At 58.8% G+C, this 25,208-nt stretch carries 23 protein-coding genes and 1 pseudogene; 15 read left to right on the forward strand and 9 right to left on the reverse strand.

The annotated features are described in order from the left end of the window. Window positions 1-347: 347 nt before the first annotated feature. Genes QP442_RS04370 through QP442_RS04380 form a run of 3 tightly spaced genes read right to left on the reverse strand, consistent with a single transcriptional unit; the run spans window position 348 to window position 1,326 of the window. The gene (locus tag QP442_RS04370) at window positions 348-806 is read right to left on the reverse strand and encodes a hypothetical protein (protein WP_006681892.1); all 459 of its coding nucleotides are present in this window, start codon (window positions 804-806) and stop codon (window positions 348-350) included. Window positions 807-815: 9 nt separating this feature from the next. Next, entirely contained in the window at window positions 816-1,070 is a 255-nt protein-coding gene (locus tag QP442_RS04375; RefSeq protein WP_285069676.1) for an ADP-ribosyltransferase, read from the reverse strand. A 7-nt stretch (window positions 1,071-1,077) separates the two neighbouring features. Next, window positions 1,078-1,326 (reverse strand): DUF7675 family protein, encoded by a 249-nt coding sequence (locus QP442_RS04380; protein ID WP_285069661.1) that lies wholly within the window; start codon window positions 1,324-1,326, stop codon window positions 1,078-1,080. Window positions 1,327-1,907: 581 nt separating this feature from the next. Here QP442_RS04380 and QP442_RS04385 point away from each other — a divergent pair. The 11 genes from QP442_RS04385 (at window position 1,908) to QP442_RS04440 (ending at window position 12,990) form a co-directional block, all read left to right on the forward strand. Continuing rightward, window positions 1,908-2,108 (forward strand): hypothetical protein, encoded by a 201-nt coding sequence (locus tag QP442_RS04385; RefSeq protein WP_103631961.1) that lies wholly within the window; start codon window positions 1,908-1,910, stop codon window positions 2,106-2,108. A gap of 469 nt (window positions 2,109-2,577) precedes the next feature. Beyond that, window positions 2,578-4,215, forward strand: a complete 1,638-nt coding sequence (locus tag QP442_RS04395) for an MFS transporter (RefSeq protein WP_285069662.1) — start codon at window positions 2,578-2,580, stop codon at window positions 4,213-4,215. Window positions 4,216-4,592: 377 nt separating this feature from the next. Then, complete coding sequence (gene tig / locus QP442_RS04400; RefSeq protein ID WP_006681306.1) at window positions 4,593-5,906, forward strand: trigger factor; 1,314 nt, start codon at window positions 4,593-4,595, stop codon at window positions 5,904-5,906. Between the two features lie 224 nt (window positions 5,907-6,130). Next, entirely contained in the window at window positions 6,131-6,736 is a 606-nt protein-coding gene (locus tag QP442_RS04405) for an ATP-dependent Clp protease proteolytic subunit (protein WP_040318567.1), read from the forward strand. Then, window positions 6,736-7,377, forward strand: a complete 642-nt coding sequence (locus tag QP442_RS04410; protein ID WP_103631959.1) for an ATP-dependent Clp protease proteolytic subunit — start codon at window positions 6,736-6,738, stop codon at window positions 7,375-7,377. Before QP442_RS04405 ends, QP442_RS04410 begins: the two co-directional genes overlap by 1 nt. Before the next feature lie 205 nt (window positions 7,378-7,582). Next, window positions 7,583-8,839, forward strand: a complete 1,257-nt coding sequence (gene clpX / locus QP442_RS04415) for an ATP-dependent Clp protease ATP-binding subunit ClpX (RefSeq protein WP_006681303.1) — start codon at window positions 7,583-7,585, stop codon at window positions 8,837-8,839. A gap of 17 nt (window positions 8,840-8,856) precedes the next feature. Further along, window positions 8,857-9,246 (forward strand): chorismate mutase, encoded by a 390-nt coding sequence (locus QP442_RS04420; RefSeq protein ID WP_103631958.1) that lies wholly within the window; start codon window positions 8,857-8,859, stop codon window positions 9,244-9,246. A gap of 304 nt (window positions 9,247-9,550) precedes the next feature. Next, window positions 9,551-10,027 carry a hypothetical protein gene (locus QP442_RS04425; protein WP_103631957.1) on the forward strand — a complete coding sequence of 159 codons (477 nt, stop codon included), beginning with the start codon at window positions 9,551-9,553 and terminating at the stop codon, window positions 10,025-10,027. Beyond that, window positions 10,024-11,097, forward strand: a complete 1,074-nt coding sequence (locus tag QP442_RS04430) for a peptidoglycan-binding protein (RefSeq protein ID WP_181002091.1) — start codon at window positions 10,024-10,026, stop codon at window positions 11,095-11,097. The genes QP442_RS04425 and QP442_RS04430 overlap by 4 nt, the downstream gene beginning before the upstream one ends. Then, complete coding sequence (locus QP442_RS04435; protein ID WP_006681299.1) at window positions 11,094-11,792, forward strand: ABC transporter ATP-binding protein; 699 nt, start codon at window positions 11,094-11,096, stop codon at window positions 11,790-11,792. Before QP442_RS04430 ends, QP442_RS04435 begins: the two co-directional genes overlap by 4 nt. Further along, window positions 11,782-12,990, forward strand: a complete 1,209-nt coding sequence (locus tag QP442_RS04440) for an ABC transporter permease (protein WP_006681298.1) — start codon at window positions 11,782-11,784, stop codon at window positions 12,988-12,990. The genes QP442_RS04435 and QP442_RS04440 overlap by 11 nt, the downstream gene beginning before the upstream one ends. A gap of 87 nt (window positions 12,991-13,077) precedes the next feature. Here the strand turns inward: QP442_RS04440 and QP442_RS04445 are convergent, their stop codons facing one another. The 4 genes and pseudogenes from QP442_RS04445 to QP442_RS04460 all read right to left on the reverse strand — a co-directional run. Beyond that, on the reverse strand, window positions 13,078-14,961 hold the full coding sequence (locus QP442_RS04445) for an AMP-dependent synthetase/ligase (protein WP_006681297.1): 1,884 nt from the start codon (window positions 14,959-14,961) through the stop codon (window positions 13,078-13,080). A 496-nt stretch (window positions 14,962-15,457) separates the two neighbouring features. Then, window positions 15,458-18,181, reverse strand: coding sequence for a valine--tRNA ligase (gene valS / locus QP442_RS04450; RefSeq protein WP_103631956.1), 2,724 nt, complete (start codon window positions 18,179-18,181; stop codon window positions 15,458-15,460). Window positions 18,182-18,480: 299 nt separating this feature from the next. Continuing rightward, on the reverse strand, window positions 18,481-19,290 hold the full coding sequence (gene proC, locus QP442_RS04455) for a pyrroline-5-carboxylate reductase (RefSeq protein ID WP_103631955.1): 810 nt from the start codon (window positions 19,288-19,290) through the stop codon (window positions 18,481-18,483). Window positions 19,291-19,443: 153 nt separating this feature from the next. Beyond that, a pseudogene (locus QP442_RS04460) lies at window positions 19,444-19,607 on the reverse strand (helicase HerA-like domain-containing protein); the annotation flags it as partial. A gap of 137 nt (window positions 19,608-19,744) precedes the next feature. On the opposite strand from QP442_RS04460, the gene QP442_RS04465 reads away from it, so the two are divergent. The 3 genes from QP442_RS04465 to holA are packed head-to-tail and all read left to right on the forward strand — an operon-like array spanning window position 19,745 to window position 23,073. Beyond that, the gene (locus QP442_RS04465; RefSeq protein WP_103631954.1) at window positions 19,745-20,491 is read left to right on the forward strand and encodes a helix-hairpin-helix domain-containing protein; all 747 of its coding nucleotides are present in this window, start codon (window positions 19,745-19,747) and stop codon (window positions 20,489-20,491) included. Then, window positions 20,488-22,083, forward strand: a complete 1,596-nt coding sequence (locus QP442_RS04470; RefSeq protein ID WP_103631953.1) for a ComEC/Rec2 family competence protein — start codon at window positions 20,488-20,490, stop codon at window positions 22,081-22,083. The genes QP442_RS04465 and QP442_RS04470 overlap by 4 nt, the downstream gene beginning before the upstream one ends. Window positions 22,084-22,086: 3 nt before the next feature. Next, the gene (gene holA, locus QP442_RS04475) at window positions 22,087-23,073 is read left to right on the forward strand and encodes a DNA polymerase III subunit delta (RefSeq protein WP_103631952.1); all 987 of its coding nucleotides are present in this window, start codon (window positions 22,087-22,089) and stop codon (window positions 23,071-23,073) included. A 127-nt stretch (window positions 23,074-23,200) separates the two neighbouring features. Here holA and rpsT read toward each other — a convergent pair whose 3' ends face one another. After that, window positions 23,201-23,464 carry a 30S ribosomal protein S20 gene (gene rpsT, locus QP442_RS04480; RefSeq protein WP_006681291.1) on the reverse strand — a complete coding sequence of 88 codons (264 nt, stop codon included), beginning with the start codon at window positions 23,462-23,464 and terminating at the stop codon, window positions 23,201-23,203. Between the two features lie 208 nt (window positions 23,465-23,672). Beyond that, window positions 23,673-23,867: a hypothetical protein gene (locus tag QP442_RS04485; protein ID WP_103631951.1), complete on the reverse strand. Its 195-nt coding sequence runs from the start codon at window positions 23,865-23,867 to the stop codon at window positions 23,673-23,675. 201 nt (window positions 23,868-24,068) lie between these two features. Here QP442_RS04485 and QP442_RS04490 point away from each other — a divergent pair, with 201 nt between their 5' ends. Next, window positions 24,069-25,091: a tetratricopeptide repeat protein gene (locus QP442_RS04490; RefSeq protein ID WP_103631950.1), complete on the forward strand. Its 1,023-nt coding sequence runs from the start codon at window positions 24,069-24,071 to the stop codon at window positions 25,089-25,091. The last annotated feature ends 117 nt before the right edge of the window (window positions 25,092-25,208 follow it).

Here is a 25,208-nt window from a genome sequence, read left to right on the forward strand (position 1 = left end):
GACAGATACGCAAAAACGCCCTCACTTTCCCGTGCAGATTGTGAGGGGCGCTGACGGCAGGCCGCGGGAAGTGGTGAATTCATCAATCCATCGGGAATAGCTCGGTCTGCTGGTCTGCCATAGTGTGTCCTCTCCGTACAAGGCCCGTCGGCCATGGTGAACCCACTGAACCCCAGTGGTCAGGGAAACTTGGGTATAGAAAACCCCGGCACCACTAACGGGTGACAGGGGTTGGGAGTAGCTTGTGAGCTTCTGGTCGCTCAGGCTTCTTCTAGCCTCGGCATGAAGAAACCCCGGAGCCTCAGTGGCTTCGGGGTTCTCTCTGTGTGTTGAAGGTGTTGGTGCTGTTAACGCTTGGGCTTCTTCAGCTTGTTCACCCGTTCTTTGTAGATCGCGTTGTACTCTCCGAGGGTGACTGCGCGGATCTCGGTGTGCTCCCAGATCTCCAGGATGTGGTCGCGCGCCTCAGTCATGGTGAACCCGCGGATCCCGAGTTCATCCATGTAGTGCTGGAGCTCATCATCGCGCGTGCTGAGGCAGATCCAGTCCGTGTCGATGTAGGTGACGGGGTCTCCGTACCAGGCGATCATGGCGACGACCTTGCCATCGCGGATCAGGTCAACCCATGAGACTGGCGTCTCGTCGACGAGGAAAATCATGCATGGGTAGCGACCCTCCGGGAGGGACGATTCGCCGGCTGGACTTGCCGCAGCGGCAGAATGCCACTCGCCGTTGATCCATCCGGATTCTTCGACGAGCCTGTTCAGCTCCTCATTCGAGAGCGGCTTCTTCCTCTTCGGCTCCATGGTATTATTCTACTCTTTTTCCTCGAGAATCGTAGCAAAGACGTGAATCTGATCCGCCATTTCATCTTCTTGCACGTGATCGATTCTGTATTTCAGGCCACGGTGGAGAATGATTTCGCGCTCAGCTGCACCGTATTGACCAATCCGCATCGGATTGACCGCCCGAGTTCCTTGGGGAACGCTGAAATGAATCTGCACCGGCTTGTAGTCGTAAACGGCTTTCGGCCCGACTGATGTCGATGTGTATTGGTGCTGCGTCTGAATAGAGCCCTCAAGCTTCTTCTAGCCTCGGCAGGAAGAACTTATACCAATACGGTTGTTCTTCCCGCAGGATCTGAATCTGCTCTGGAGTGAACTTTTGCGGGTAGTCCGTCCACAGGTTCAATACTGTTTTCTTATCGAACGTGACATACAGGGGGCCTATCTCAAAAGATCCATCTTCAGAGATGCGCTCTACGGTCCACATATGAGGATCATCGACTTCGGGGTCGTCGATGACAAACTCATCATTTAACAGCACCTAACAACCTCTTTCGTTGCGCTGTTTCCATAGTGTTAAGGTAGCCCATCAATTCAGCGTAGCCATCACTGCTAGCAAGTGTGGTGATTTCCGCGATTGTCGAGTCAGCCTCGTACCTAAAACCTCGGAAACTATGTGACATTTTACAGGCGAAACGCTCTCGCAGTTCTGTTTTTGTGAGCTCATGCCAACTGTTTTCGTCTGGATAGGGGCTTTGTAGCTCCAAATATTCGTATCTGCTCCCTGTATTTCTGATTACAGCAGTATGCCTACCAGTTACCAGGATGTACTTTTTCCCGGTTTCTGTACGATCAAGTAGCTTCCCAACAGCCTTGAGATCATTGAATTGCCGTTCTGAATAGGATTCGACTCCAGTACTCGTCAGGATTTTACGGATCCTGATGCCATAAACTGACCGCACTCCTCAAACAGGCAGGCTTCACTTCACGCCAAGGCAAAGGTGACCACGAAATATGGTCAAACGGGTCTTTCAGCGTTTCCATCACCCAAACCCGCGAAATCTCCCCAGGTCTGACCCGCAAAGCGCTCAAAACAATCGAAGCAAGCAAAAGGAACACAAAATGAACACGATAACCATCACCGCCCGCCGCTGGAGTGGTGGCTGGGAACTGTGGAACGGGGACGACATCTGGACACAAGTGCGCACTCTTCCCAAAGCCCGCCAGCAAGTAATCGACTACCTCGACACGATGGAAGAAAACGTCGATCACTCCACCTGGAACATCACTATCGTCCCTGAGATAGAGCAATCCGCCAAGTAAAACAATCCATCGAAGCATCTAAAACAGCTGAAGAATCCGCCAAAGTAGCCTCCGTAGCGTCCCGAAAAGCAATACGAGCACTCAAAGACGCCAACTATTCTCTGGCAGATATTAGCTACATTATGGGCTTGTCTCGCTCTCGCGTCTGCCAACTCCTAACATCCGCCCCTCGCAAGTCCGTATCCGGCCTGCTGCCGGCCAGCAGGGTGGGCAGGTAACCCCAACGCGACTACCTGCCCGCCGTTGTCTTGGTGGCGTTAAAAGGGCGGGGTGGCGAGGTGGCGAGGTAGCGGGGGTGAGGTTTCGCTTCTTTGGCCAGATAAAGTTTGCCCTCAGCGCTGCGAGATTGTCCCTCTTCGGTGCTTTGCCTCTTTTATGTGCGTTTCGCTCAGCAAAGTATCTGACAGAGTGTCATAATAATTGTGTATATGGCATTCGTTCGTTGATCCACGTCAAAGGTCATTGAAGTATGAGCGCAGTAAACCAGAATTCTGAAGTAGCACCCACGCGCCGTGACTGGATGGCTCTAGCAGTTCTCTCCATCGGTCTGGGGCTCATTGTCCTTGACGGCACAATCGTCGGAGTTGCTCTCCCTGTCATTATTGGGGACTTGCAGCTGAATATCACCGACGCGCAATGGGTAAACAGTCTCTATGCAGTCCTGCTCGCAGCGCTTCTGCTTTCGACGGGCAACTTGGCTGATAGGTGGGGGCGTAAAAAAGTATTCCTGATCGGTATCGTCGTGTTCGTAGCGGGGAGTCTCTTAGCTGCCCAATCCGAAACCGCGGGGGTTCTGATCTCGTCGCGCGCGATCCAAGCATTGGGGGCGGCTTTCATCATGCCCTCGACGCTTTCAACGGTAAACGCGGTATTCCGTGGTCGATATAGGGCGGCGGCATTCGGTGTCTGGGGTGCCGTTATTTCCGGCGCTGCCGCAGTTGGGCCACTTGCGGGTGGAGCGCTGACTCAGTGGGCCTCGTGGCCGTGGATCTTCCTGGTCAACCTTCCGATTGGCGCGCTGGTATTCGTCGCCGCGCTGTTTACCGTGCCGAATACTCGGGGGAAGAGTGGGCGTCCCGGCATCGATGTTGATGGAGCCATGCTCAGCGCGATTGGCTTCGGAGCTCTTGTCTTCGCCATTATCGAGGGCCCTGACCTTGGGTGGTGGACTCCGAAGGGTGAATTCAGCATCTTTGGGTGGGATTGGCCGACAACTGCTGCGCTTTCTCCCGTCCCCGTTGCCTTGGGAGTCGCAGTGATTGCGCTGGCTCTCTTCGTGATGTGGGAACGCCATCGTGAGAAGGTTCAGCGCACAGCTCTTCTTCGCCTGGACCTCTTCCTTCTGCCGACCTTTGCGTGGGGGAACGTGACTGCCGGAATGGTTGCAGTGGGAGAATTCGCGATCATTTTTGTTCTTCCCCTGTATCTCATCAACGCACTTGGCTTGGACATCATGGGCGCGGGGCTCGTCCTTGCGGCGATGGCAGTTGGTGCGTTCTTGTCGGGTGCGTCTGCGCGACATCTTGCGGCGAGGTTCGGCGCTCCGGCGACAGTATTGATCGGACTGGCTCTGGAAGTGGTAGGCATTCTGGTTCTCGCACTTCTTGTGAGCCCGACGACCCCGGGATGGGGGATTGGCCTGCCTCTGACCGTCTATGGTCTTGGACTCGGTCTTGCATCAGCGCAGTTGACGGGCACGGTACTTCGGGATATTCCTGTTCAATTCTCCGGTCAAGGATCGGCGACACAGAGTACGGTCAGGCAGATTGGTTCGGCTTTGGGAACTGCTGTTGCGGGGGCCATGCTCTCCGTTTCGCTCTCGATGGCTCTTCCTCAAGCGCTTGAAGACGCCGGACTGACAGGGGAGGCATTCGATTCCATTGCCGAGGCAACGCGCTCGTCCGCCGGCGTCATGATCGCGCAACTGCGAGCTCAAGGCGATCACAGCGCCCTTGGTGATCAAACTGCTCTCACCGTGGAAGCACTGACGAGGGGCTTTAGCGATGCCACAAGCTGGGCGCTCCTAGCCGCGAGCCTCTTCCTTGTCCTCGGCCTCGTCGGTGTACTACGCATACGCCGTGCGTCCATGATTTCTTCTGGCGATTAAGTAGGGCGAGGCAGACGGATTGAGTGGATCTCCTTCTGGGAAATGGCGCGCCCAGCGGATACTCCTCGCGATAATTTCTGTATGCCTGAGATGAAGACCCCAGATCTTTCACTGGCGAAAGCTGCAGTGTCGGGGTTATGTATGTGAGAGCCTAGGGATCCTCGAGTTTGCGCACGACTGCCGAATGACTGGTCTGTGGATCACTCCTTGGAAACTTCGAAGGTGGAGTCGCCCTCGATTAGTGGAGTTGCGCGCATTTAAGCCATAAACCTGGTCTCGATAGGGACATTGACGCGGGTCTGTCGTAAACTAGGCGAGTTGTCATGCGCCCGAATTGGGTGCTCCCGCAAATTTGAAACGTTTTGGAGTGCACGCACGTGAAGAGCACCGTTGAGACTCTCGAACCCACCAAGGTTCGCCTGACCGTTGAGGTTCCCTACGAGGAACTGTCCGATGAGATGAACAAGGCCTACAAGGATATCTCCCAGCAGGTCTCCATCCCCGGTTTCCGTAAGGGCCACGTGCCACCTCGCATCATCGACCAGCGTTTCGGTCGCGCAGCCGTCATCGAACAGGTCGTCAACGAGGTCCTGCCGGGTCACTACTCGGATGCAGTCGCAGAGCATTCGCTCCGCCCGATGCAACAGCCACAGGTCGAGGTCACCGAGATCCCGAACACCACCGGCGAACAGGGGGGACAGCTGATCTTCACCGCTGAGGTCCCGGTTGTGCCGGACTTCGAGCTCCCCGAATTCGACGAGAAGACCGTTGTCACCGTCGACACCACCGAGGTCACCGACGAAGACGTCCAGAAGGAACTCGACGAGCTCCGCTCTCGCTTCGCAACTCTGAAGACCATCAACCGCAAGGCCAAGACCGGCGATTACGCAACCATCGACATGGTTGCCACCATCAACGGTGAAGAGGTCGACTCGGTCGCAGACGTGTCCTACGAAATCGGCTCGGGCAACATGCTCAATGGTCAGGACAAGGCTCTGCGTGGCACCAAGGCAGGCGACGAGGTTTCCTTCACGTCCACCCTCAAGGGCGGCGACCACGAAGGTGAAGAAGCAGACATCACCATCACCGTGAAGTCCATGAAGGCGCGCGAACTGCCGAAGGCGGACGACGACTTCGCTCAGATGGTTTCTGAATTCGACACCATCGACGAGCTCATGGAAGACCTGCGCACGCAGGCCGGCCAGTCAAAGACCTCGCAGCAGGCGCTACAGGCCCGCGACAACCTGATCACCGACCTCCTCGAACAGGTTGAGATTCTTCTTCCTGAAGAGGTCATCGAGCACGAGGTTTCGCGCCGCGTCTCCGAAGATGCCAAGCCGAAAGAAAAGAAGGAAGCGCGCGCGGCCGTCGAGCGCGAACTGCGTTCTGAACTCCTCTCCGAGGCAATCGCGAAGAAGTTCGATGTTCAGGTTTCCCAGCAGGAACTCATCGACTACGCGATCCAGATGTCGCAGAACCTCGGCATCGACATCAACCAGCTGTTCTCCTCCTCGCAGCAGATGGCAGCAGTTGTCGCAGACCTCGGACGTTCCAAGGCTATGATCGAGGCTCTGCGTCAGGTCACCGTCAAGGACACCGAAGGCACGGTCGTTGACCTCTCTGAGTTCTTCGGCGACGTTGCAAAGGAAGAAGCAGAAGCTGAAGAGGCAGAAGAGACCACTGAAGCCTGATTCAAGCATGCGCTAGCAACACACGCTAGTGAATGTGGCCGGTACTTTCGGGTACCGGCCACATTGCATGTGGGAGGCCTCATACTGCTATGAGCACTGCGCCTACAGCGAACAGAGGGGGATTGGCTGAGCCTTGTCCGCGTGAAACCGATAAGTTATACCCAGTGGGATCTGAAAGCGGATCTATTCGACCAAGGAGAATCCTCGTGAGCGACCAGGCTGTAATGGCAGGCGGCGGCGTGCAATCGCCGATGGGTCTGTCCGACTCCGTGTACCAGCGACTTCTTGCAGAACGCATCATTTGGCTGAACGGCGAGGTCCGTGATGAAAACGCCAACGCGATCTGCGCCCAGATGCTTCTGCTTGCCGCCGAAGATCCGGACCGCGACATCTACCTGTACATCAACAGCCCGGGTGGGTCGGTGACCGCAGGCATGGCAATTTACGACACTATGCAGTACGTCAAGCCTGATGTTGTCACTGTCGCAATGGGCTTGGCTGCTTCGATGGGTCAGTTCCTGCTGACCGCAGGCGCGCCGGGCAAGCGCTTCATCACCCCGCATACTCGCGTCCTGCTCCACCAGCCTCTTGGTGGTGCCGGTGGTAGCGCCACTGAGATTCGTATTAACGCGGACCTGATTCTGAAGATGAAGAAGGAACTCGCCGAGATCACCGCTGAGCGTACCGGCAAGTCCGTTGAGCAGATCGAACTGGACGCGGACCGTGACAATTGGTTCTCGGCGTACGAGGCCCTGGAATACGGCTTCGTTGACAAGGTCATCGTGAACCCGCAGGAAATTAGCACGCTCGGCCAGGATGGAGAAAACTGATGAGCACCACCCCGTACTTTGAAGGTATCGCCCGTCAGATGCCACAGGCTCGCTATGTTCTGCCGAATTTCGAAGAGCGCACCGCTTACGGTTTTAAGCGCCAGGACCCCTACGCCAAGCTGTTCGAGGATCGCATTGTGTTCCTCGGCGTGCAGGTTGATGACGCGTCTGCTGATGACGTGATGGCGCAGCTTCTGGTTCTGGAAAGCCAGGATCCAGATTCGCTGATCACCATGTACATCAACAGCCCCGGTGGTTCCTTCACCGCGCTGACCGCAATCTACGACACGATGCAGTACATTAAGCCACAGATCCAGACCGTGTGCCTTGGTCAGGCCGCATCGGCTGCAGCCGTTCTGCTGGCGGCCGGTTCACCGGGCAAGCGCCTGGCACTGCCGAATGCTCGTGTTCTGATCCACCAGCCGGCCATGGAAGGCATGCAGGGGCAGGCATCCGATATCCAGATCGTTGCTGACGAGATCGACCGTATGCGCGCGTGGCTGGAAGATACGCTCGCGCATCACTCGGGCACCCCGGTTGAGCAGGTCCGCCGTGACATCGAGCGCGACAAGATCCTGACCGCTCCCCAGGCGAAAGAATACGGCCTGATCGACCAGGTTCTTCAGTCCCGCAAGAGCTAAAACGCTGGCGCTCACTAGCGTGAAGGTGGCTACGCTGTGGGGAGAAAATGGCGCGCCGAATGGCGGACTTACCTGTCCTCACATAGGCTGAAGACACGCTGAACGGAAGCGTTTGCACGCCAATCCTAGGTGGCAACCAACATATCTACGTGTGACGTCCCGGTGGCGCGCGGTAGTGATGAATTTTGATCGATGGAGGGCTAACGTGGCTCGACTGACCGACGGAGCTGAACTGCTCAAGTGCTCGTTCTGTGGAAAGAGTCAGAAGCAGGTGCGCAAGCTCATCGGCGGTTCCGGTGTCTACATCTGCGACGAGTGCATAGACCTCTGCAACGAAATCATCGCTGAGGAATTGGGCAAGGCTCCCGAAGAAACCTCGGAGCTGCCCCTGCCGAAGCCAATTGAAATCAACGACTTCCTGAATTCGTGGGTGATCGGTCAGGATCGTGCGAAGCGTGCGCTGTCTGTCGCGGTCTACAACCACTACAAGCGTGTGAAGTCGCGTGACGCTGGGCATGCTGAAGATATGCAGGGGACCAAGTCGAACATTCTGCTGCTTGGCCCCACGGGTACGGGCAAGACTCACTTGGCGCGTTCGCTGGCGCGTATGCTTGACGTTCCTTTCGCGATCGTTGACGCGACTGCGCTGACGGAAGCCGGCTACGTTGGTGAGGACGTCGAGAATATTCTTCTTCGTCTGATCCAGACCGCGGATGGTGACATTAAAAAGGCTGAACGGGGCATCATCTACGTCGACGAAATCGACAAGATTGGCCGTAAAGGAGAGAACGCCTCGATCACACGCGATGTTTCCGGCGAAGGTGTCCAGCAGGCTCTGCTGAAGATTATTGAAGGCACGGTTGCTTCGGTGCCGCCGCAGGGCGGACGCAAGCACCCGAACCAGCAGTTCCTTGAGATTGACACGTCGGGCATCCTGTTCATCGCAGCGGGGGCTTTCGCCGGTATTGAAGAGATCGTGAAGGCTCGTTTGGGTCAGCGTTCCACCGGTTTTGGCTCAGACCTGAAGTCTGCTGCTGAAATGGGTGACCTGTACAAAGAGATCACCCCGGAAGATCTGCACAAGTTCGGCATGATTCCAGAATTCATTGGTCGTCTGCCGATCCTGACGTCCACGCAGGAACTGACCGAAGAAGACCTCGTCCGCGTCCTGACCGAGCCGACGAACTCCCTAGTTCGCCAGTACCAGCATCTTTTCGAGCTTGACGGCATTGATCTGGAGTTCACGCACGAGGCGTTGCTCGAGGTCGCGGCCTTGGCGAACGAGCGTAAGACCGGTGCCCGTGGCCTGTCGTCGATCATGGAGAACACACTGTCTGACCTGATGTTTGAGCTGCCCAGCCGTGACGACGTGGGGCGCGTTGTGATTACGCGCGAGTACGTTCTTGGTGAAGGTGAGCCTGAGCTCTACGCCGAGCGCGCTCATCAGATTCGCACCGCCTGAACCGGATGGGAAAACCAGTGGCAGAAGAAACGCAGATCAGCGCCCACACGTCCGGGGAGGCCCTGATCGGAACAGGCATCCCTGCCGAGCTGGCTGACGCGCGTGGAACCATCGACAACATCGATGCTGCGCTCGTCCATATTCTTGCTGAGCGTTTCCGCTGTACCCAGCGAGTCGGACACATCAAAGCTCTCCATGATCTTCCGCCGGCTGACCCGGCACGTGAAGCACGACAGGTTGCGCGTCTGCGATCGCTCGCCGAAGAATCCGGCCTCGACCCTGACTTTGCTGAAAAGTTCCTTGCCTTCATGGTGAAGGAAGTTATTCGCCACCACGAAGACATCAAGGCCGAGTACGACGAGGGGAGCACCCACTCAATACCGAAGCATGGCATTGTTGGGAGATGATGGGCACCCGGTAGGTTGCCTTGAGTGAGGCCAAGCACGTAGAGATCCTGTCCATCCTCAAGAAAAACACGGCTCACTCCGAGGGGGCGAAGACTGACCGTATAAGCACCCGACGAGGAGGAGAATCTGTTGAGAGACGGTGGATGTGCGAGCGTCCCCCGTCTCGTTTTGCCCTCTCAGGATTGTCTGATGAAATTCTGCGCAGGCTCCCCGATAGTTTTCAGGCAGCTTTCAGGGTTGTGGACTGTAATCTATTCAGGCAGTGAGAACCATTGCCGATAAGCAGTCCTCAAGGAGTTTTTTGATGAAGAATCGCACGCAGATGCGCGCTCTTGCCGTCGTCGCCGTCACCCTGGCTACGGTCCTCAGCGCATGCGGATCGACCGGCTCGTCCACCTCGTCCGCGTCCAGCACCAAGAGCCAGAGCGGAACGGCCACCAACGCGGCCAGCAACGACCCGAATCTGCTGTTTGCTCAGTGCATGCGTGACAAGGGCTTCGACGTGCCTGACACGGGCCTGACGCCCGATCAGCTCAACGATCACTCCACCGCCTTCGACTCTGCCCTCAACGAGTGCATGATGAAGGTCTCCGGCTTGACCGGCGAGGACAACATTGCGAACGACCCCGCAGCGCGCGAGTCAATGGTCAAGGCAGCGCAGTGCCTGCGTGAGGCCGGATATGACGTCAAGGACCCGCAGGCGGGCGAAGGCATCAGCGTCAAGGACATCCCCGAGGATGTGCTCAACAAGTGCTTCCAACAGTCAGGGGCCGCCAAGTGAAGCGTTCGCAAACCCTGCGCCCCGCGGCACTCGCGATCCTGGCGATCGGCGCGCTGACCCTGTCCGCCTGCTCGGGCACCAACACAGACGCCCAAGCCCCCCAGTCCTTTGACGGTGCGACGGAGACCATTACGAAGGGAGACCTGGCGGGGGAGACCACCGTCCAGGGAAACCTCCACTACGCCGACTCCTACACCCTCAAGAGTGCTTTCGAAGGCGTTGTCACCTCCCTGCCCACGCCCGGCACGACCCTCACCCAGGGATCGCACGTGTATACGGTCGGTGGCGACAACACGTATCTGCTCCACGGCTCTACCCCCGCCTGGCGCACGTTTGAGGCAGGCATGGACAACGGCGAGGATGTCACCCAGCTGGAGACCGCGCTGTCCGAGCTCGGCTATTTCGAGGCTACCCCCGATGCCCACTTCGACTGGAACACGACCGTGGCGATCCAGAGGTGGCAAAAGGCCCTCAACCTGCCCCAAACCGGCTCACTGCCGCTGGGCACCGTCCTCTTTGCACCTGAGGACCTGCGTATTGGTGCCCTGAAGGCCCGCGTCGGCGACAACGCGACGATGGAGACGGAACTGTTCACGGCCTCTTCCTCGCGTCAAGTCATCTCCGCGAACCTGAAGCTCTCCGACCAGGCTCTCGGCGTCGTCGGAAACTCAGTGACCGTGCGCCTGCCCGGCTCCACCACCACGACGACCGGAACGATTACCTCGGTCGAACCCCCGCGCGAAAAAGCCAGCGAGGAGGGATCCGAGGAGACGACCAAGGAACGAATTATTCCGATCACCGTCACCCCCGATGACACCTCCGCCCTCGAAGGGCTCCAGGAGGCCTCGGTCTCCCTGGGCCTGACCTCCGAGACTCGCACGGACGTGCTGTCCGTGCCCCTCAGCGCGCTCGTGGCCCTGAGTGCCGACCAGTTCGGCGTCGAGGTCGTGGATGAGTCGGGCAAGATTCGTCGGGTCCCTGTCACCGTCGGCCTGTTCGCGGGAGACCGCGTCGAAGTGAGCGGCGACGAGATCGCCGAAGGCCAGCGCGTGGTGGTGCCCAACCGATGAGCCACATCCTGCAATTGACCGACGTGCACCGGTCCTTCGGTAGCCCGCCCGTGCATGCCTGTAACGGAGTATCCCTGGCCGTCGACGAGGGAGAGTTCGTCGCCATCGTCGGGCCGTCCGGCTCCGGAAAATCCACTCTGCTCAACCTCATCGGAACGCTCGACCGCCCCACCTCGGGCAGCGTGTGCATTAACGGCACAGACGTGTCCTCCCTGCGTGACACGGAGCTGTCGGGAGTGCGATCGTCGCTGATCGGTTTCGTGTTCCAGCAGTTCCACCTGACGGCCGGCGTCTGCGCCCTTGACAACGTCGCAGACGGACTGCTCTATCGGGGCGTGCCCCGTGCCAAGCGTCGCGAGGCCGCGCGTGAGGCTCTGACCCGCGTGGGCCTCGGACACCGCATGGACCACAAGCCCCACCAGATGTCGGGCGGTGAACGCCAGCGCGTCGCAATCGCTCGTGCCATCATCGGGCACCCGGCCCTGCTGCTGGCCGACGAGCCCACCGGCAACCTCGACTCGCGCTCGGGCGCGTCCATCGTCACCCTCCTGCGCGAGCTCAACGAGGCCGGCACCACCATCATCGTGATCACCCACGACAACGACCTGGCGGCCTCGCTGCCCAGGCAGATCGCCATCCGCGATGGCGAGATTGTCTCCGACTCCGCACACCCGGGAGGTGGCCATGGAGAGTGAGAAGAATTCAGAAACCGGTCGCTCCGCCCTGCGCCTCTCGGACGTCGCGCGCCTGGGCCTGACGGGCCTGCGCGCTCGCCCTATGCGTGCCGTCCTCTCGGCCCTGGGCATCGCGATCGGCATCGCGGCCATGGTCGGCGTCGTCGGCGTCTCCGCATCCTCACAGGCCCGCCTGCAAGAGCAGCTGCGGGCGCTGGGTACCAACATGCTGACGGCGCGCAGCGGCGCTGACCTGTCGGGGACGGACCTCATCCTGCCCGAGGACGCCGTGGGCCGCACTCTCATGATCCCGGGCGTCACCGACGCGGCTTCGACGTCGACGCTGAGCGGCGTCTCCGTGTACCGCTCGCGCCTGTCCGACCCGAACGCGACCGGCGGCATCATCACGATGGCGGCTGACACGAACCTCCTGAATGTCGTATCCGGGACCATGAAGAAGGGCACGTGGCTCAACGATGCCACCGCGAAGTATCCGGGCGTCGTCCTGGGCTCGAAAGCCGCGCAGCTGCTCGGCGTCGTCGAGCCAGGCACCCAGGTGTGGCTGGGTGGCATGTCGTTCACCGTCTTGGGCATTATGGATCCAGCACCCCTGGCCGAGGAACTTGATAACGCCGCCCTCATCGGCGTTGCCGCCGCGGACACGTACTTCGGCGCGGGCAAGACCCCCACGACGATCTATGAGCGCTCCTCCGAGGACCAGGTGGAGAACGTCCGCGAGCTCCTCGGACCCACGCTCGCCCCGCAGGGCGCCACCGGCCTCAAGGTCTCACGCCCTTCCGACGCACTGGCCGCCCAAAACGCGGCCGACCAGACGCTCACGACCCTGCTCGCCGGCGTCGGTTCGATCGCCCTGCTCGTCGGTGGCATCGGCGTGGCCAACACGATGATCATTTCCGTCCTGGAACGTCGCAAGGAGATTGGCCTGCGCCGCTCGCTCGGCGCCAAGCGGGGACACGTCACCGTGCAGTTCCTGGCCGAAGCCCTGCTGCTGTCCTTCCTCGGAGGACTCGCCGGATGCCTCATCGGCGCCGGTGTCACCTGGGGCATGTGTTACGCGTACGGCTGGCCGCCCACTCTGCATTGGTGGGTGATCGCCGCAGGCCTCGGCTCCACTCTCCTCATCGGCGCCGTCGCCGGGCTCTACCCCGCGATCCGAGCGGCCCGCACGCCACCCACAGCGGCGCTCGCCTCGCAGTAGGTTGCCCACATAAGAAAGCCGTGGCCGACTCGCCAACCCCGACACCGAGAGGGGAGCGAGCCGGCCACGGCTTTGTTCATGAGCAGGTCAGTTTTGCACGGGACCGCCGTAGATCTCGTCGATGACGGAGGCAAGGCGATGCGTGGCCTTCAGGCGCTTGACCTTGAGCGAGGGTGTGAGCAGGCCGTTTGCCTCCGTGAAGTCGGTCGTGAGGACCTTGATCTTGCGGATCGACTCGGCGCGCGAGACGTGCTTATTCGCCGAGGCCACCGCCTTCTCTAGGGAGGCCAGGACCTCGACGTTCGTGGCTGCCTCCGCCACGCTCATCGGGGGCAGCGAATGGGTGGCGAGCCAATCGGGCAGCATCTCCGCGTCCAGCGTGATAAGCGCGGCGATGAACGGCCTCTGGTCGCCCACGACCAGGACCTGGGAGATGAGCGGGTGGGAGCGCATCGGGTTTTCGAGGACAGCCGGGGCGACGTTCTTGCCACCCGCCGTCACGATGATCTCTTTCGCGCGGCCCGTGATGGACACGTAGCCGTCGCGGTCCAGGGACCCCAGGTCGCCCGTGCGGAACCAGCCGTCTTCGGTGAAGCAGGCGGTCGTTGCTTCGGGGTCGTTGTGGTAGTACTGGAAGATGCTTGGGCCCTTGAGTAGGATCTCACCCTCGTCGCTGATCTTGAAGGACATGGGCGGCAGAGCCGGGCCTACGGTGCCGATCTTGGACAGGTGGGGCGTGTTGACAGAGACCGGGCCGACCGTCTCTGTCAGGCCGTAGCCCTCTAGAACGGGGATACCGACGCCGCGATAGAAGTGGGCGAGCCAAGTGGCCAGGGGTGCGCCGCCCGAGACGATGTAGTCTGCGTTGCCGCCCACCAGGCGGATGATCTGCTGGTAGACGAGCTTATTCGCCAGCGCGTGCTGGGCCTTGAGGGAGGCGCTGGGGCCTTCCTCAGTGTCGAGGGCACGCGAGTAGGCGATCGCGATCTTGGCGGCCCAGCGGAAGATCTTGCGCTTGGGGCCGGAAGCCTTCGTGTCCGCCGAGTTGTAGATCTTTTCTAGGACGCGCGGGACGACGAGGAGATAGCTCGGCTTGAAAGATGCCAGGTCGTTCAGCAGGTTCTTGATGTTAGAGGCGTGGCCAAGCACGCCGTTGCCACTGATCTGGAAGACCTGCAGGAAGCGCGCGAACACGTGGGCCAGCGGTAGGAAGAGGAGCAGGCGCGAGTCCTTGCCGGCGGCAATCTCCGGCATCCACGAGTGGGCGTTCAGGCATAGGTTCGTGAAATTCTCATGGGACAGGACTGCGCCCTTGGGCGTGCCCATCGTGCCCGACGTGTAGACGATGGTTGCGATGTCGTCCTTGGTGAGGGCCTCCGAGCGGGCGAGGACGCGCTCGCGCGGGGTGGCCGAACCCTCCGCGATGAGGGTCTCGATGGCCTCGGAGTCTAGGGAGAGCACGTGGGTGCTGTCCCGGTTTTCTCGCTCTGCTGCCGCGCGCACGATCTCTGCCATGGACACGGTTTCGGTGATGATGAGGTTGACGTCCGCGTCGACGAGGACGTGGGCGACCTGGTCGATGGAGCTGGTCTCGTAGATGGGCACGGGGACGAGGCCGGCCGCCCAACACGCGAAGTCGAGGAGCGTCCACTCGTAGCGGGTGTGGCTCATAATCGCGACGCGGTCGCCGGGTTCGAGGCCCCGCGCGATGAGGCCAGCGGCGAGCGCGTGCACCTCATCGTAGAAGTCGCGCGCCGTGATGGAACGCCACGTGTCGCCGATACCGATTTTGCGCAGGATGAGGGGGCGGGTGGCACTGCGCTGCACGCGCTCTTTCAGCAGGTGGGGGATCGTCGTGTGGTCGTCGATGCGCACCAGGACGGGGGCGTGCCACTCAAGGGCTTTGGTGGTCGTCTGCGCCTGCGTCGTCGTGTCGTCGTTGGACGAGGCCGGGGTTTCTTCGGCGGTCATGTCTGCTCCCTGGTCGCTGGGCGGTGTGTGCTGCGGGACGGGGCCAGCGGCGCTCCTACTGTTTCCCCCCCCCTATCCTACGCGCCCGTAGAACGGGGGAGAGGGAGCGTCGAAGTTCTCTGAACTGTCGCCGAGCCTTGCGGGACAGGATCAGGCGAGAGCATCGCTCGTTCTATTCAATCCCAGTTCAGCGCGAATGATATACGTGCTGTGGTGAGTGAACATCGGCTGGTTCCACGCGATGCGTAGCTCCAGTTCCGGGGAGTTGTGAACACCCCAGTCCGCCACCTCTACCATCCGAGCGCGGTTGTCGGAGTGTGGGATGGCCGCCAGGAACCCATTGAGCCTCTTGAGTGCTATGGCTTCACCCTAGGTCGTAAACGTGCAGATCAGTGCTGTTGAGACCTGTGTCTTTCGGACATTAGCCCCGTCTTTCAATACTGGGTAAAACGAGGGGCCTCCGTGGTTTCCCACGGAGGCCCCAGCAGCCTAACGCTCAGCCCTTGCGTTTGGCAGGAGCCTCGCCCAGCTTGAAGGACTCGACGACGGCCTCGGTGGCCTCAGCGTCATCGGAGGCGGTCACGGTCAGGGCATCCACGGCCTTTGACGCGGCCTCCAGGTCACCCTTCACGGACTTCAGAGCCTCGACCTGAGCCTGCGGGGCGCACACCGTCACCGCTAGGAACGGCGTACGCGGCGACACCTTCGCTTCAGACTTCACGCGACGCAGTGCGATCAGAGCAGAAGAGGCGGCTTCGAGCACTGAGGGATTGCCCTCGACGCCAGCCAGGTCAGCTACGACCGGCCACGGAGCGGTGTGCACGCTGCCCTCGCGGTACCAGCTCCACACCTCTTCCGTCACGTACGGCAGGTAGGGGGCGAGCAGACGCACGACGTTGTCGATAACGATCGCCAGAGCCGCACGGGCGGATACGGCCGAGGCCTCGTCCCACGCGCCATCACGGTTGTAGGCGCGCTCCTTGACCAGCTCCAGGTAGTCGTCGCAGAACGTCCAGAAGAACGACTCCGTGACCTCGAGCGCGCGAGAGTGCTCGTAGGACGCCAGAGCAGCCGAGGCCTCGTCGATGACGGAGGCCAGCGTCGCCAGAACCGAACGATCCAGTGGCACCGTCACCTGCGCCGGATCCAGATCGATCGCTGCGCCCTCACCACCCATGGTCAGAGCAAATTTCGAAGCGTTCAGAACCTTGATTGCCAGACGACGACCGATCTTCATCTGCGCTTCGTCGAAGATCGCATCCAAGCCCAGTCGAGCGGACGTTGCCCAGTAGCGAACCGCATCCGAACCGTACTTTTCAAGCAGACCCATCGGGGTGACCACGTTGCCCTTGGACTTCGACATCTTCTTATGATCAGGATCAAGGATCCAGCCCGAGATACCAGCGTGCTTCCACGGAAGTTCTCCGAACTCGAGGTTTGCGCGAACAACGGTCGAGAACAGCCAGGTACGAATGATGTCCTGACCCTGAGGGCGCAGATCCATCGGGTACGTACGGCTGAACAGATCCTCGTCCTCGAGCCAACCACATGCCAGCTGCGGGGACAGGGACGACGTTGCCCACGTGTCCATGATGTCCAGTTCTCCCACGAAACCGCCGGCAACGCCACGCTGGGCTTCGGTGTATCCAGTCGGAACATCAGACGAAGGATCGACGGGCAGTTCGTCTTCGGCCGGCGTAATGATCTGGTTGTAATCGACCTCGCCGGCCTCGTTCACCTTGTACCACAGCGGGAACGGAACACCGAAGAAACGCTGGCGCGAAACCAACCAGTCATTGTTCAGGCCAGTCACCCAGTTTTCGTAGCGTACACGCATGAAGTCGGGATGGAATGCCAGCTCGCGACCGCGAGCAACCAGCTCTTCGTTCAGATCCTTACCCGACGCCGGGTTCGTCCACGGCTTGCCACCGTTACGGATGTACCACTGGCGCGAGGTCACGATTTCGAGTGGCTTATCGCCCTTCTCGAAGAAGTTCGTCTGACGCATCGTCTTCGTCGGCTCACCGCGCATCTCGCCGGACTCGGCGAGCATCGCAACCAGGGTCTCGCGTGCGGAGAACGTCGTCTTACCGGCGATCGCCTCGAATGCTGCGATACCTTCAGTGGACGTGATCCACTTGGGCGTCTCAGCGATGATACGGCCGTCCTTACGTAGGATCGCGCGCAGAGGAAGGTCGAGGTCACGCCACCAGTCAATATCCGTGGTGTCACCGAAGGTACAGCACATGGCGATACCAGCGCCCTTATCCATCTCGGCCTGCGGATGAGGAAGAACAGGAACCTCAACACCGAAGACGGGGGAGGCAACGGTCGTTCCGAACAACGGCTTGTAACGCTCATCATCCGGGTGAGCAACAAGGGCAACACACGCGCCGAGCAACTCTGGACGAGTTGTCTCGATGCAGACATCCACGCCGTTCTCCACGGGAGCACCGGCAGCGACAGCCTTCGCGGCAGCATCAGCATCTGTGAGGTGGAACGCCAGACGGTGGTAGAAGCCCGGGTACTCACGCGACTCAAGCTCAGCCTGAGCAACAGCGGTCTGGAATGTAATGTCCCAAAGACCGGGAGCTTCGCTCTGGTAGGCCTCACCGCGAGCCAAGTTGCGGAGGAATGCAGCCTGAGCGACCTTGCGGGCGCGCTTACCGATCGTCTGGTAATGCTGCTTCCAATCCACGGACAGACCAAGGTAGCGCCACAGCGCCTCGAACTGAGCCTCATCTTCAACCGTCAGACGTTCGCAGAGTTCAACGAAATTCTTACGCGAAATCGGCTTCTGATCACGAGCCTTGATCGACTTACCTTCGCCACCCTCATGTGGGGGAACAAAGTCAGGATCGTAGGGGAGCGTCGGATCAACGCGAACACCAAAGTAGTTCTGCACGCGACGCTCAGTCGGCAGACCGTTGTCATCCCAACCCATCGGGTAGAAAACGGACTTACCCATCATGCGCTGGTAACGCGCAATAACGTCAGTGTGGGTGTACGAGAACACGTGTCCAACGTGAAGAGAACCCGAAACCGTGGGTGGCGGAGTGTCAATCGAGTACACCTGCTCGCGCGTTGCCGTACGATCGAAATCGTAGGTACCTGCGTTCTCCCAGCTCTCACCCCACTTGTGTTCCAAACCTTCAGCGCCAACACGGTCAGGAACCGTCGGTGCTACAACAGAAGTCGGGGTCGAAAGACGGCCACCCATATCAATATTCTCCATCCGAGTCGTGGACATGTACCCCACTAGAGTAGTGGGGTTTCAAGGGGAAAACCAAACGTGCGCATCGGGTATTCGCGACCTTTGCCCCCTGGCGATCAATCAACGAGGCCCGGGGAGGAACCTCGTCAATGAAACACAATAAAGGCTGGCTACGAAGTCTCCTTCGTAGCCAGTCACGCGAGTGTGAAATCCGCAATCAGAGGACAACAGCATTCATTGTGAGATGGGGTTTTCTTGGTCGGGTTCGCGCAACTGGGAGCGATGACGCGCCGGATAGACAAAGATCAGGAAGACACTTCCTGATCGCGTGCAATAGCAGCGTCGACAGCTGTCACAAGTGCGGGGGACAGACCGGCGTTTTCAGCGGCCAGCAGACCGGCAATCGTGGTGCCATTGGGCGAGCAGACCGAATCAATAAGCTGGGCAGCATTCACACCGCGTTCTTGGCTTGCAAGAAGCAGGTCCGCTGAGCCAGCAACAGCCTGGGCGGCAATCAAGGTGGCAGAAGACTTCGTCAGCCCATGTTTCACGCCGGCTCGGGCAAGCGTCTCAATAATCTGGAAAACCCACGCGGGCGAGCAACTTGCCAACGCCATGAACGCAGGGAATTCTTTCTCGCTGATTCGCACGGTACGCCCGACAGCGCCGAGCAGGCGTTCGGTTGCTCCAAGCTGAGCCTCGGTTGCATCCTGAGAGCAGATTGCGCTCATTGACTGGCCAACCTGTGCGTTGACATTCGGCATCACGCGGATCAAGGGAACCGCTGCGCCGAAATCGTGGAGCATCGAATCAAGGGTGCGACCGGCAGCCAAAGAAACAACGGCCATATCTGGACGCTCGCGAACGATATGAGCGATCTGTTTGATCACTTCAGACTGAATATGAGGTTTCACCCCAAGGACAAGCAGGTCAACCTGATGAGCGAGCGACCCATTGGATGAAGCAACCTGCCCACCAACTTCGCGGGCAAGCGCCGGAGCATGGACACCATTCGCGTCAGTGAAAAGGAAATCAGCTCCGTTCATTCCGGCCGCAACCGCACCACGTGCAATTGCGGCGACCATTGAACCGGCTCCAATAAATCCGATGCGCATGTCGATTCCTCTTTCAGGCTCTGCTTGATGAAGAAGCATCCCGCAGTGGATGAAGCGAGATGCTCGCCACTGCTGTGTTCCTTAAACCCTTAGCTTAGTTGGGATAGACCGTAGTGTGCGCGCCTGTCTGATTTGGAGTCCTTCTCAAAAGTCAGCGCTTGCCGGTCCCATGACCCAAGCGGTGCCCACATGGACGTCGGCGCAACCGGAGTTGGGCGACCTGATTCATTGAGAACCGTGACACCTGCTTGTCCGGTACCACGATGCGTCAGAACCTCGTTCAACGCCAAAGGCGTTTCGGGGAATGTCTGAACTCGACGTTCTACCTTTCATCCTCAAGGGGGACGAGGCCGGGTGGCGTGACTCAAGCCAACCTGTTGATAGCCGGATGAGTTATCCACAGTTTTCTTATTGCGTAGGTGCGCGAGGAGGTGTTGCTTCTTAGTGTGTGCGCATGAATGTCACGAATCGTCTGAATGTCGCTCGTCTGACCGAGGCAGTGTTTGAGCCTGAAGATGAGGATCCGCTCGATGAGCCGCGTCCCGAGTGGAAGGTGCGTCTGCTCCCGTCGGTTCAATCGATGGTGCTACTGGGAGTCGTTGTTCTTCTTGTTGCGGGGATCGGTGTGTGGAAAACAACCACGGCATCGTCGGCGAAACAGATGAATGACAGTGAAGACTACGCCAGCACTGAGTCTGGGCAGTCGATTCGGGTAGCGTCATCCGCCAGCCAACCCACGTCGCTTCCGGCACCTCAACAGAACAGAGAACAGGTCACCGTTTATGTGACGGGAGCGGTCAATTCGCCGTCCCTATTGACCCTAGAAATGGGCAAACGGGTCGCTGACGCACTCGAAGAAGCGGGCGGAGTGGCAGAAGATGCCGATGTTGAACAAGTAAATCTAGCGCGCCCACTGGTGGACGGGGAACATATTGTGATTCCTCGGGTGGGCGAGGTCGCACACACCCGTTCTGATTCCTCGTCACCGACCGCATCAACAACTGGGAGCTCATGTATTGACCTGAATACGGCCGATGTTGGTGCTCTCGAGCAGTTAGATGGCGTTGGTCCGGCACTTGCCCGGCGAATCAAAGAGTTCCGAGACCAATCCGGTCCGTTCCAATCGGTGGATGACGTTGATGCGGTGCCGGGGATAGGACCAGCACTACTAGAGAAGATCCGTTCTCGGGCGTGTCAATGAAACCGCCACCGGCAATGCATGATTGGCGTCTTGCCCCCGTGGCGGTGGCAGTCTGGTGCGGTGCCCTCTTCGGAACGAAAACGGACAGCAACACGGCCATAGCTGCTGTTGCTGGTGCTACAAGCCTGGGGTGCGTGTGGATGCTGGCATCGTTGAATGCGGTTCATCCACGCCAAGGGCGTCACACCCTGATCCCATTTGGTTCCCTGCGAGCCCTGCTAGCACTGGTCTGTTTTGCCACTGTTGTGGCCGTGTGTTTGGGGGCGGTCGCTCACAACAGTGCGCGGCGCACCGAGGTCTTTCAAGCGGCTCAAACCGGATCGCTGATCACGATACGTGGCGAGCTAGAAGATGATCCATCTGAAGTCTCAGGGAAGTTCTCGTCAGATTCGCAGATCGTTTCCCTTCGCGTGACAGGCGCGGGCACACAAGGGATGCGACCAACTCGCCCTATTAAAGTGCGACTAACAGGAAGCCACTGGCCCACTCTCTATCGTGGGGACACAGTTGAAACCAGGGGAGTGATCGACACTGAGTTCAGCGCGCATCTTCCTTGGGCAGGAATCATTCACACCTCGAAACTGAAATGTGTTGCTAGGCCACAAGGGTGGCGAGCTACGGTGCGAAGAATTCGCACCGGCCTCGTCGATCTGGTTGCTGACTTGGAACCTCAAGCGCAAGCTTTGGTTCCGGGAATGGCAATCGGTAATGACTCTGCAATGACGAAAGAACTGAAGGAAGCTTTTCGCCGGACCTCACTATTGCATTTAACTGCAGTCTCCGGCTCGCACTTGGCGATCATCATGGGAGTTGCCGCCCTCGTCCTACGAGGCCGCACACGTTTTCGTCTGTTCGGAATCGTAGTAGTTCTGACCATTGTGGTTGCAATAGTTGGGGCAACGCCTGCAGTAATGCGAGCGGTACTCACCTCGGCGTTGGGGATTGGGGCAGAGGCTAGCGGTAGGGGAAAACAGGGGGTGACGACGTTAAGCGCAGTCACCATCGGATCAATCCTGTTCAACCCGTGGGTCGCAAGTAACTTCGGTTTTTCACTCTCCGTAGCGGCGACCTTTGGAATGGTTGTGATCGCTCGGCACATCCTCGATTATCGGCGCAGAAAAATCCGTTCGGACACACTCATCGGCAAAACAATTGGCGTCGCGATTGACTACTTGGCAATCCCAGTCAGTTGCTATGCGATGACTTTCCCCATCCTGCTTCTTGCCAACCCACGCGTCCCGGTATACGGCATACCTGCGAATGTTATGGCCTCGGTAGCGGTTGCGCCGGCGACATTGCTGGCGATCGCGGCAACATGCCTGCTTGGAGTCTCTCCTTGGCTCGCTCACGCGTGCGCGCAAGGATCAGCGTTCTTCACGCGGTGGATTACGAACGTTGCTTTCTTCTTTGCACACCTTCCAGGGGCTAGTCATCAGCTTTCGTCGCGTGACGTGATCGTCGCTAGCATTGTGAGCGCGGCACTGGTGCTCTACTGGAAGCGTGCGCTCGTCATCCCCCTACTACGTCGAGTGCAAACGCATGTGTACATGGAACGTGTCAGACTTATAGGGCGTGCGAAGAAAGAGAGGTAATCAATGGCTAGTCGGGGAAATAAACCGCCAGCTCCGGTTGCTATTGAACTGGCTCCTATTGTCTTGATTAAGGGCAAAGAAGGGCTGCTGATCGATCGCGCTCTTGATTCTCTGCGCTCGCAGGCGCGTTCTGTAGATCCAAACCTTGAACGCACAGACCTGAACGCTGCCACCTATCAGACGGGTGAACTAGACATGATTACCTCGCCATCACTGTTTGGTGAAAGCCGACTGGTGATCATTCGTGACCTTGAAACGATGAGCGACGCTCTTGCCAATGACCTCTTGACCTATATTGCGGCCCCTGCCTTCGATGTGTGGCTTCTTCTGGTTCACCCCGGCGGAAACGCGAAGGGAAAAAAGGTCACCGACGCTATCGCAAAAGCTAAATTCCCCGTTATCTCCGCAGAAATCATTAAATATGACCGGGACAAGCTTGAGCTGATCCGCTCTGATGTTCGCCGTGCTCACCGTCAGATGGATCGTGATGCGATGCAAGCGATCGTTGACGCGCTTGGCTCCGACCTGCGCGAAATGGCGGCCGCAGTTGCCCAGCTTCTCTCTGACTGCGACGGCACAATCACGCTAGAGGACGTGCATCGTTATCACGCGGGACGCATTGAAGCAAGCAGATTCGAAGTAGCCGATGCAGCCATCGCTGGTGAAACAGCGCGAGCCCTCACCCTTGTACGGCACGCGTTCGCTACGGGTGTTGAACCTCAACAGCTTGTCGCTGCCCTGGCAATCAAGATCCGACAGATGGTGAAAGTATCTGCCTCATCAAGCGGACGCGGAGTCAACGTGGGAATGCAACAGTGGCAGGTGGATATCGTGCGTAGCCAGTTGCGGGGGTGGAACGATCGTTCGCTCGCAGATGCTATCCAAGCGCTTGGACGTGCAGACAGTGAAACAAAAGGCTTATCCCGAGACCCGCGCTACGCAGTTGAAAAGGCCATTACGACGATCTGTCGGTTGCGTCGAAGGCATTAAACGCTCAAGTTCGCGGGGCGAACGGGTTACCCAACACGTCCGTCCGTTGCCTGATGAACACGCCGTACACAAACACTTTGGGGTCGCATCTCACGTGGATGCGACCCCAAAGGTGAAGAATGAGCGATCAGCCGAGCGAAGAAACTCGCTTTGCAAGCTTGGACTTGCGGTTAGCGGCCTGGTTCTTGTGGATAACGCCCTTGGAAACGGCTTTATCCAGCTTGCGGGAAGCAGTCTTGAGGGACTCGATTGCGAGCTCTTTGTCTCCTGCTTCAACAGCTTCGCGGGTCTTGCGAACGAGCGTCTTGAGCTCGGACTTCACAGACTGGTTACGAAGACGACGCTTCTCGTTGGTGCGGATCCGCTTGATCTGAGACTTAATATTCGCCACAGTCGGAAAACTCCTTGCTTGAAGTGATTACAGGGTCGGTGAGGGCTGTGTCAGAACCGGGACTGGGACGTGGGGACATCCGCAAACGGCTCGGACCAGACCCCCTGCCCGACCAGGCCGGGAGTCCGACTAACAACGTTACCAGCGCGATACGTCGAACGCTATTTTCTTAGCGGAAAGTGGGCGTGAATGCGCTCACTAAACGCGCTTATGGGTGCTTCTTGAGCGCTTGAAGCATCATTTCCCACGTGTCGCGAGGCACAGTGGCGCCCTCACGCCTGATAGCGCTGGGGCTCACGACAAGAGCTCGGTCCAAGCGAACCTCGGATGGGCGACCTGATGTGTCCCATGTGCCCGATCCGATATCCAGCCAGTACCTGCCGTTAGGTGCTTCCTGTGCCACGTGAGGTCCTTCCTTACTGTTTTCTGCGGTCAAGTGTGACACGAGGATTCCGACTTCCGCGTGATGGCGGGCGCGAAGTTATCCACACAGTGCACACCCCCTGAGTTATCCACAATGTGTCACCGGGAAGGTGGCGCACTTGTCGTCGAAGGTAGACAGTGGGTGCACCAGTGACCAATGCGTACAAGGAGGAACGCGATCATGGCACTTCAGTGCACGTCTGCCACCCCTATCGACGAGGCAGGGAATCCCGCCGATTCGCATGCGCCTGACTGGGGTGGGACCGGAATGGTTTTTCCACACATGCGTGTGCGCGAGCGTATGGAAGAGGCTCTCCAATCAGACTCGGGCGAGGTAATCGCAAAGATTGAGGAGCTGGTCAAGGATGAATCAGTTGATGTGCACGAGCGGTTGACGATTGCTCGCGCACTTGTTGATTGGTATGCGCTCAATGACCAAGCAACCGACTGTCTTCGCGTGGCACGTATCGCCACCGAGATCGGAATGGGCAACCTGGGACCGTTGGATGAGGATGTGTTGGTTGCCCGTAATTCTGAGCTTTACTGGCAGGTGACGCTGGGAAACTATCAAAATATCGATAAGAACTACCGGATTCTGATTCGCGATGTTGAGCATGTCATGGGGAACCACAGCGAACTTGCGTGGGCGGTGCGAACAAATTCCGCGATGCCCGCTAAAGCTAGGGGTGACTTTACAAAGGCCGTTTCAATTTATCGGCGCGTTGTGCGCGATATGGGGACGCGCTTGGCCGAAGACGACTCGCTGGCGATGGCCGCGCAAGACAACTTGGCTGAAGCCTTGGTGCTGGCTGATAAGTACGACTCTGCACTAAAAATCTATAGAAGTCTGCATGGGATCTCAAAGAAGAAGTGGGGGCTTGAAGACGGAAGAACTCTTCGCCTGCGCGGGGAAATTGCTCGAACAAAATTCTTGCTTGGACGCAGAAAACAGGCGATGAAAGAGTGGAAACAGACGTTCACCGACTGCGTAGAGGTTCTTGGAGCACATAATCCGCTGACACTTGAGATTCATTGTGTTCTTCTTGCTGCGTCGATTGATATGGATGATTCGCAGGCGGTTATCGACCTCTCAGAGATGCTTGTCAATGATCCCCCCGAAGAATTGGAAGAAGAAGAGATCGAAACCTTCCGCCAGATTAGTGAAAGCTATCGTCAGATCGTTGTCATGGAAGGTGAAGAGTAGGGATGCGACACAGTTCTTTTACACGGAAGAACGTGATGTGCGCGAGGTCGCGCGCTCATAGTTGGCACTTGGGGGCGCGTTAATGGGACGATAAAGGGGAATATCTATTGGAGGTAC

The sequence above is a fragment of the Pauljensenia sp. UMB1177 genome (assembly GCF_030217965.1).
GTDB classification, from domain to species: domain Bacteria; phylum Actinomycetota; class Actinomycetes; order Actinomycetales; family Actinomycetaceae; genus Pauljensenia; species Pauljensenia turicensis_A.